General features: G+C 72.3%; 8 protein-coding genes. 2 read left to right on the forward strand and 6 right to left on the reverse strand.

Annotated elements, in window-relative coordinates; all coding sequences use genetic code 11:
• Positions 1–263 precede the first annotated feature (263 nt).
• From ACFXPK_RS30580 to proB, 4 genes are all read right to left on the reverse strand, one after another.
• Positions 264–851, reverse strand: coding sequence for a hypothetical protein (locus ACFXPK_RS30580; protein ID WP_385080367.1), 588 nt, complete (start codon positions 849–851; stop codon positions 264–266).
• A 95-nt stretch (positions 852–946) separates the two neighbouring features.
• Positions 947–2,230 (reverse strand): glutamate-5-semialdehyde dehydrogenase, encoded by a 1,284-nt coding sequence (locus ACFXPK_RS30585; RefSeq protein ID WP_385000037.1) that lies wholly within the window; start codon positions 2,228–2,230, stop codon positions 947–949.
• 133 nt (positions 2,231–2,363) lie between these two features.
• A complete protein-coding gene (locus ACFXPK_RS30590) occupies positions 2,364–2,921 on the reverse strand; it encodes a hypothetical protein (protein WP_385000034.1) in 558 nt (185 codons plus the stop codon).
• 170 nt (positions 2,922–3,091) lie between these two features.
• On the reverse strand, positions 3,092–4,216 hold the full coding sequence (gene proB / locus ACFXPK_RS30595) for a glutamate 5-kinase (RefSeq protein ID WP_385000066.1): 1,125 nt from the start codon (positions 4,214–4,216) through the stop codon (positions 3,092–3,094).
• Positions 4,217–4,644: 428 nt separating this feature from the next.
• On the opposite strand from proB, the gene ACFXPK_RS30600 reads away from it, so the two are divergent.
• Both ACFXPK_RS30600 and rfbC read left to right on the forward strand, forming a co-directional pair.
• Positions 4,645–6,687 carry a glycosyltransferase family 2 protein gene (locus ACFXPK_RS30600; protein ID WP_385080369.1) on the forward strand — a complete coding sequence of 681 codons (2,043 nt, stop codon included), beginning with the start codon at positions 4,645–4,647 and terminating at the stop codon, positions 6,685–6,687.
• Between the two features lie 108 nt (positions 6,688–6,795).
• The gene (gene rfbC / locus ACFXPK_RS30605) at positions 6,796–7,395 is read left to right on the forward strand and encodes a dTDP-4-dehydrorhamnose 3,5-epimerase (protein WP_385000029.1); all 600 of its coding nucleotides are present in this window, start codon (positions 6,796–6,798) and stop codon (positions 7,393–7,395) included.
• 79 nt (positions 7,396–7,474) lie between these two features.
• On the opposite strand, the gene ACFXPK_RS30610 is transcribed toward rfbC, so the two are convergent.
• Both ACFXPK_RS30610 and ACFXPK_RS30615 read right to left on the reverse strand, forming a co-directional pair.
• Positions 7,475–8,269 (reverse strand): class I SAM-dependent methyltransferase, encoded by a 795-nt coding sequence (locus tag ACFXPK_RS30610; RefSeq protein ID WP_385000026.1) that lies wholly within the window; start codon positions 8,267–8,269, stop codon positions 7,475–7,477.
• 84 nt (positions 8,270–8,353) lie between these two features.
• A partial coding sequence (locus tag ACFXPK_RS30615) for a sugar nucleotide-binding protein (protein ID WP_385080371.1) occupies positions 8,354–8,630 on the reverse strand: 277 nt, incomplete at its 5' end.

Raw genomic sequence — 8,630 nt, forward strand, 5'->3', positions numbered from 1 at the left:
AGTCTCTCTCTACACCCCCGCCCAAAACAAAATCACCACCCCCCGCCCCGCGCGGGCGCCCGCGGCGCCCGCGCGGGGCGCACGGCAGTCGACTCACAGCGCCTGCGCCGCACTCGGCTCGCGGCGCCGCGTGGCGCCCGGCTCACAGCTCCGCGCCGCACTCGACTCACAGCGCCGCGCGGCGCCCGGCTCACAGCGCCGCGTGGCACTCGGCTCGCGGCGCCGCGCCGCACTCGGCCGACAGCTCCGCGCCGCACTTCGGCTCACGGCGTGCGCGGCACCGCCGAGACCGCCGGGGCGGTGGGGGTCGCGGGGGCCGAGGGGCCGATCGCGCCGGGGTTGTCGATGCCGGTCCTGGCGGGCCCCGGGACCTGGTCGTCGCTGCTGCCCGAGGCGCCCCGGTAGACGGCCGTGAAGGCGAGCGCGACCATCCCGACGCCCATCAGCAGGGCGAGCAGCCAGGCGACGGGCCGGTGCCAGCGGGCGGTGCTCCGGTAGGGGCGCAGGGTGCCGCCGTAGCGGCCGTACGGGCCCGCGTACGCGTCCGGGTCGTCCGGGTCGTACTCGCCGTAGCCGGGATCGGGGCCGTACGCGCCGTCCCGCCCGTACAGCTCGTCGTAGGGCTCGTCCTCGGGCGCTCCCCCGCCGGAGCGCGCACGGGCCGCCTCGGCCTCGGCGCGTGCCTGCGCGGCCGAGAGCAGACGCTCGACGGCGGAGGGTTCGTGGATGGTGGCGGCCTTGACGAAGTCCTCGTCGAACACCACGGAGGCGAAGTCCTGATCCGCGCCTCCGCGGTCGTCGTCGGGCTCCCAGCCGTCCGGGAACGGCCTGCCCCCCACGTCGTCCGGCACCTCTTCAGAGTAGACCTGGGACGTGGTTTTGGGCAGGCGGAGTCCGAACTATCCCGCTTCGTATTCGTCACGGACCGGCCGCGCCGTCGCGGTCCTCACCGGGTGTGTCCGTCCCCCGTCACGATGTACTTCGTGGAGGTCAGCTCCGGCAGCCCCATCGGCCCGCGCGCGTGCAGTTTCTGGGTGGAGATCCCGATCTCCGCGCCGAAGCCGAACTGGCCCCCGTCGGTGAACCGCGTGGACGCGTTGACGGCGACCGTCGTCGAATCGACCAACTGGGTGAACCTGCGGGCGGCGGCCTGCGAGGTGGTGACGATCGCCTCCGTGTGCCCGGACGACCAGAGCCGGATGTGGGCGACGGCCGCGTCCAGCGAGTCCACCACCGCGGCGGCGATGTCGTACGAGAGGTACTCGGTCTCCCAGTCGTCCTCGGTGGCCGCGACGACCGTGGCCTTCGACCCGGCCGCGTACGCCCGGACCCGCTCGTCGGCGTGGACGGTGACCCCCGCCTCGGCGAGCGCGTCCAGCGCGCGCGGCAGGAAGGCGGCGGCGACGTCCTGGTGGACGAGGAGGGTCTCGGCGGCGTTGCAGACGCTGGGGCGCTGCGCCTTGGAGTTGATCAGGATGTCGACGGCCATGTCGAGATCGGTGTCGGCGTCCACGTACACATGGCAGTTGCCGGTGCCGGTCTCGATGACGGGGACGGTGGAGCCCTCGACGACCGTACGGATCAGGGAGGCGCCGCCGCGCGGGATCAGCACGTCGACCAGGCCGCGGGCGCGCATCAGCTCCTGCACGGCGTCACGGCCCTCGCCGGGCACGAGCTGTACGGCGTCGGCGGGCAGCCCGGCGCCGCCCACGGCGTCGCGCACCACCCGCACGAGCGCGGTGTTGGAGGCGAGCGCCGAGGAGGAGCCGCGCAGCAGCACGGCGTTGCCCGACTTGAGGCAGAGGGCCGCGGCGTCCACGGTGACGTTGGGGCGCGCCTCGTAGATGATCCCGACGACACCGAGCGGCACCCGCACCTGGCGCAGGTCGATGCCGTTGGGGAGGGTCGAGCCGCGGACGACCTCGCCGACCGGGTCGGGCAGCGCGGCCACGTCCCGTACGTCGGCGGCGATGGCGCGCATCCGCTCGGGCGTCAGCGTCAGCCGGTCGACGACCGACTCGGCGGTGCCGGCCTCTCGGGCGCGCGCGACGTCCTCGGCGTTGGCCGTGACGATCTCGTGCGTACGGACCTCCAGCGCGTCCGCGATCGCCAGCAGCGCGTCGTCCTTGGCCGCGCGCGGCAGTGGCGCGAGGTCGGCGGCGGCGGAGCGGGACCGGTAGGCGGCCCTGACCACCGGGGAGAGATTGTCGTACGGCGAGAGCGAGGTCATGCCCGCAGGGTAATGCGCGCCCTGCGGGCATTCCGCACGTATCCCGCACTGCGAGACGCCGCACGGTGCCCGCACGGGACGCCGTGCCCGCCCCGAGACGCCGTCGCGGGCGCCCGCAGCGCCCTCGACGTCCTCAGAACGGGTGGACGCCCACCGGAGCCGCCGGCGGCGGACCGTACCCCTCGGCGATGCGCTGGTGGTACGTCTCCCGGTCGATGACCTCCAGACCGACGATCACCCAGGGCGGGAGCCGGGCGCTCGACCGGTGCTCGCCCCAGAGGCGCAGCGCGACCGCCGCGGCGTCGTGCAGGTCCCTGGCCTCCTCCCAGTAGCGGATCTCCGCGTGGTCGGTGGCGTACCGGCTCGTCAGCAGGAAGGGATGGTCGTGGGCGAGCTGCTCCAGGCCGCGCCTGACCTCCGTCAGCGGGCTCTCCGGGCCCGAGACGCTGAGGGTGATGTGCCAGAGCTTGGAGAGCTGGCGCGCGTCCGCCGTCGCCGCGCTCTCCCCCTGCCGTCGTTCACCGCCGGTGCCGGGGGCGTCCGCCGTACCGTCGGTACCGGCCGCGCCGTCACCGCCGGCGGCCTCCCCCACCTCGACGCTCGTCAGGGCCCGTTGCCCGCCGGTGGCCCTCCGGGCCTGGGCGCTTCCCCCGGTCCCTCGGGGCACCGCCCCCGGGCGCGCTCGTCTCACCAGCGGCCTCCTGTTTGCTGCGTCGTCGTGCTGCGTCTTCGTGCTGCGTCGTCGTGCCGAAACCCGGTCCTACCCCTGGGACAAAGTTGACCAGTCCCGGGCGGAAGATGGGGCGGTTTTGGTAAAGGTCCCAGTTCAAAGGCCGGAGTTTCAGCCGTTTCAGGGGCGGCTCAGGAATGCAGGACGACCAGATCGTCCCGGTGTACGACCTCGCGCTCGTAGGCGGGGCCCAGCTCGCGGGCCAGCTCGCGGGTGGAGCGGCCGAGGAGCTGGGGGATCTCCTTGGCGTCGAAGTTGACCAGCCCGCGGGCGACGGCGCGGCCCGTGGTGTCCCGCAGCTCCACCGGGTCGCCCGCGCCGAACTCGCCCTCGACCGCGGCGATCCCGGCCGGCAGGAGCGAGGTGCGCCGCTCGACGACGGCCCGTACCGCCCCGTCGTCCAGGGTGAGCGCGCCCCGGGGCGTGGAGGCGTGCGCGAGCCACAGCAGCCGGTCGGCGGAGCGGCGTCCCGTGCGGTGGAAGTACGTGCCGGTGTCGCGCCCCGCGAGGGCGTCGGCGGCGCGGCTGGCGGAGGTCAGGACGACGGGGATACCGGCCGCCGCGGCGATCCTGGCGGCCTCGACCTTGGTGACCATGCCGCCGGTGCCGACCCCGGCCCGGCCCGTGCTGCCGATGGTGACCCCGGCCAGGTCTGCGGGGCCGCGCACCTCGGCGATCCGGGAGGTGCCGGGCCTGCTGGGGTCGCCGTCGTACAGCCCGTCGACGTCGGAGAGGAGGACGAGCAGGTCGGCCCGTACGAGATGGGCGACGAGCGCGGCCAGCCGGTCGTTGTCGCCGAAGCGGATCTCGTCGGTGGCGACGGTGTCGTTCTCGTTGACGACGGGGAGCGCCCCCATGCCCAGGAGCTGGTCGAGGGTGCGGTACGCGTTGCGGTAAGAGGCCCGCCGGCTGGTGTCGTCGGTGGTGAGGAGCACCTGGCCGACGCGGACGCCGTAACGGGCGAAGGAGGCGGTGTAGCGGGCGACGAGCAGCCCCTGGCCGACGCTGGCTGCGGCCTGCTGACGGGCCAGGTCCCGGGGGCGGCGCTCCAGCCCGAGCGGCGCGAGCCCGGCGGCGATGGCGCCGCTGGACACCAGCACGATCTCCCGCTCGCCGGTGGTGCGTACGGCGGCGAGCACATCGGCCAGCGCGTCGACCCGGTCGGCGTCGAGGCCGCCCGTCGCGGTGGTGAGCGAGGAGGACCCGACCTTGACGACGATCCTGCGGGCCCGCTCGACCGCGTCCCGCCGTGCCACCTCTTGCTGCCGTGCCGCTGCCACGCGCTCTGCCTCTGCTCTCGCCACCGGGCTCCGTCGCCGCCACCGGTGTGTGTCCCCGCCGGTCAGCCTACGCGCGGGCCACCCGGTGCGGCGGATCATTTCAGGGGCTGGGACACCCGTACCGCGACGACGGGTCCGTCCACCGCGCGCGGACGGCACGTGGCCGGGACGGCGCACCGCCGGAACGGCATCTCCCCGGTATCGATCCGGTCCTTCCGTGCAACCGCGGACCCGTGACAGAAGTCTGTCAAGGGTGAGAACGGCCGGGAAACATCGCGAGCCCCCACGGAGATAAGCTGGCATCCCGGCGCCTGTACCCTCCGCCGATGGCCGCGCCTCCCCCCACTCGCACAGCACCTCGTGCACCGACAACACAGATGGGCCTTCAAGTAATGCCAGTAAAAGTGAGCGTCGTCATTCCGGTGTACAACCCGGGGAAGTACATCGATCCGTGCATCGATTCACTGCTGGCCCAGACGCTGCCGGCGGCGGACTTCGAGGTGCTCTTCGTCAACGACGGCTCCACCGACGACACCCCGGCGCGCCTCGACAAGCTGGCCGCCGACCACCCGCACTTCCGGGTGATCCACATCCCGAACTCGGGCTGGCCGGGCAAGCCCAGGAACATCGGTGTGGCGGAGGCGAAGGGCGAGTACGTCCAGTTCGTCGACCAGGACGACCACATGGCGTCCGACGCGCTGCGGCGGCTGTGGGAGATGGGCCACCGCAACGGCTCCGACATCGTGATCGGCAAGGTCGCCTCGAACTTCCGCGGTGTCCCGCACGGTGTGTTCAAGACGAACCGCGAGAAGTGCGACCTGAGCACCGCGCCGCTGTACGACAGTCTCACCCCGCACAAGATGTTCCGCACGGAGTTCCTGCGCGAGAACAACATCGCCTATCCCGAGGGCAAGCGGCGCCTGGAGGACCAGCTCTACATGATGCAGACGTACTTCCCCGCGAAGGTCGTGTCGATCCTGGGGACGTACACCTGCTACTACTACTCGAAGCGGGACGACGGCCAGAACGCCGGCTCCGCCAAGCTGGTGCCGTCCGGCTACTACGGCAACCTCCGCGAGGTGCTCGACGTCGTCGTGGACAACACCGAGCCGGGCGAGTTCCGGGACCGGCTGCTGCGCCGCTTCTACCGGGTGGAGATGCTCGGCCGGCTGAGCGAGCCCGCGGTCCTCAAGTACGAGCCCGCGTACCTGGACGAGATGGTCGACGCGATCCAGCCGCTGGTGAAGGACTTCATCAACGACGGTGTGCACGACGGGCTCGGCGCGCTGGTCCGGCTCCGCTCCACCCTGCTGCGCGCCGACGACCGCCAGGGTCTGGTGAAGCTCGCCCGGTTCGCGAAGTCGGTGAAGGCCACGGCGCGTCTGGAGGAGTTCGACTGGCAGCCGGACGGCCGCGTCGCGCTCGCCGTGACCGGCCGCCTGGTGCACGGCGAGGACCAGCAGCCGCTGCGTCTGGTCCGCCGCGACAAGCGGTACTTCGTGCACCCGGAGATCACCGAGGGGCTGCTGCCCGAGGGTGAACTCCTCGACGTCACCGACGACATCGACACGTACAAGGGCGAACTCTCCCTGCGCAACCGGGAGACGGCCGTCGAGTGGCCCTGCCCCGCCGACTTCACCTCGAAGATCGAGAAGGTGGCGGCACCGGCCGGCGCCGCCGCGGACGCCGAGGAGTCGTACGAGGTCGTGCTGCACGGCACCGGTACGGTCACCAGCGAGGCGATCAAGGGACGCGGCCGGGTCTCCCGGGGCTTCTGGGACATCTGGGTCCCGCTGCGCGGGCTCGGCATCGTCCGCAAGGCCCGGCTCGGCGCCGACCGCGCCCCCGAGGTGGACGCCAAGTGCCTCCCGGCGGTGCTCGGTTCGCCCGCGCGACCGGTCATCCCTTACTTCACGGACCCGCACGGCAACCTGACGCTCGATGTCGCGGGCCGCGCCAAGAAGATGGCGACGTATCTCGCGGAGCGCCCCCCGCTGCGGATGCCCGGCTCCCAGTCGGAGCTGCGCTTCGAGATCTTCACCGGTACGAAGTCGGCCTCCCTCCCGGTCGAGCTGGTGCTGACCGCGGCGGACGGTACGAAGCTGACGCACCCGGCGACGCTCCGGCCCGACCACGGCAGAGCCCATCTGGAGGTGCCCGGCAAGGTGGCCGGTCTGGCCGAGGGCCGGGCGCGGCTCTCCGTCAGGCTCGACGGCCCCAAGGGACCGGAACTGGACATCTGCGAGGTGCCGGTGGCGGCGGGCGGCCGGATCCGGCTCGACCAGAGCGGTCTCGGGGAGGTCGACCCGCTCCTGGTGCGCGTGGTGACGGTGAAGCGCCGCCGGGCCACGCTGCGCAAGGTGCTGCGCTCGGCCGGCGGTCCGATCGTCCGCAGGCTGCCCGCGGCGGCGCGCAAGAAGGTGCGCCGCCTCGCGGCCCGTATCTGACCGGCCGCCGTACCCCGCCCGTAGCCCCGCCCCGTAACCCACCCGGATTCCGGGCCCCGGAACGCCGGTGCCCGGAACCCCGGACAGAAACAGCAAGGACGTGATCACATGCGGCAGCTCTCCGTCGAAGGCGCCTGGGTGCATGAACCGAAGGTCTTCCCGGACAGCCGTGGCAGCTTCCACGAGTGGTTCAAGGCCCCGGACTTCGCCGAGGCGGCCGGCCACCCGCTGAACCTCGCGCAGGCCAACTGCTCGGTCTCCAGCCGGGGCACGCTGCGGGGCGTCCACTTCGCCGATGTGCCGCCGGGCCAGGCCAAGTACGTGAAGTGCGTGCGCGGCGCGGTCCTCGACGTGATCGTGGACATCCGGGTGGGCTCGCCGACGTTCGGCAGGTGGGAGGGCGTCCGCCTGGACGACGTGGACCACCACTCGGTCTATCTCGCCGAGGGTCTGGGACACGCCTTCATGGCGCTCACCGACGACGCCACGGTGGTCTACCTGTGCTCGGAGGGGTACGCCCCGGGCCGTGAGCACGGGCTGAACCCGCTCGACCCGGAGCTGGGCATCGAGTGGCCCGAGTCGATCACGCCGCTGCTCTCCGAGAAGGACGCGGCGGCCCCGACCCTCGCGGAGGCGAAGGCGCAGGGCCTGCTGCCGTCGTACGAGGAGTGCCGGGCGTACTACGCGGAGCTGGCCGCCCGCGCCTGACGCGAACCGTCCACGGGACGGGTACGGAGGAAGGGCCGGAGCGATCGCTCCGGCCCTTCCTCGTGCACGGGTGCCCCGGTCAGCCGGTGACGGCCTCGATCTGCCGGCGCAGCGGCGTGAACGCCGAGCGCGGACGGCGCAGGTTACGGGCCCGGCTCAGCGCGGGCCAGAAGCCGGCGCCGAGCAGCGCCTCGGGGCGCACCGCGTTCTTGCGGACCAGGATCTCGTCGGGCACGTCCTGGGGGTCCGGGACGACGTACTCCTCGATGATCTTGTCGTAGGCGTTCTTCAGCACCGTGGACTCGGGGTTGGCGCCGAAGATCGCCACCACCCCGGTCGGCTCGGTGTCGACGTCCACGACGAGCAGGTCGGGACGGTAGCGCCGGAGCACCTGCGCCACCTTGTAGACGTCGCCCGCCCAGAACTTCGTGTGGCGGTCGCGCGCCGCCTCGTCGACGTCCCGGGGGAGCATGTCGTCCAGGACGATCACGCTGGACCAGCGGGAGTGCTTCTCGACGTTCATGAAGTCGCGCAACGCGAATTCGAAGAGGTGCATGCCGTCGATGAACGACAGCTCCAGCTTCGGGTCCCCGCCGAGCAGGTTGACCGGGTCGCGGCGGGCCAGCGCGCGGAACGGGTTGCGCCCGTTGCGCAGGTGGATCAGCGGGTCCTTGCGGGCGAAGAAGTCGTCACTGGTCGCGCGGACCAGGTGGACGTCGCAACTGATGTCCGTGACCACTCTGAAGGCGGGGTCGACGGCGACGGACGGAACCCGGGAGAGCGCCAGGCTTCGCCCGTCGTTGACCCCGATCTCCAGATAGGTGCGGGGCTTGTACACACGGTGCAGCTGGCGCAGGAAGCCGTGGCGATCCACGTAAGGGGCCCTTCACTGAGAATCAAAAATCCAGAGGTTTGATTCTCAGTGAACTTAGTGGGCCCACAGGTTTCACGTAAACATCTACTGGCTGGTAACACCCGTTTGGCGCTCTGCCGCGAGCACGGCGGGAAATGCCTCGGCGAGCGCGGCCCGCCAGTCACGGATGGGCTCGATTCCGGCCGGTTTCCACCGGTCGTGACCGAGGATGCTGTATGCGGGCCGGGGGGCCGGCCGGACGAACGCCTCGCTGGTCGTCGGGGGGGGCCCCCCCGGGGCCCCCCCCCCGCCCCGGAAGATATCCTGGGTGTAGAGGACCCCAGGCGGCCCCCCCCCGCGGGGGGCGGGGTTGTGGCCCCCG

The organism is Streptomyces sp. NPDC059142 (assembly GCF_042755665.1).
GTDB lineage: Bacteria > Actinomycetota > Actinomycetes > Streptomycetales > Streptomycetaceae > Streptomyces.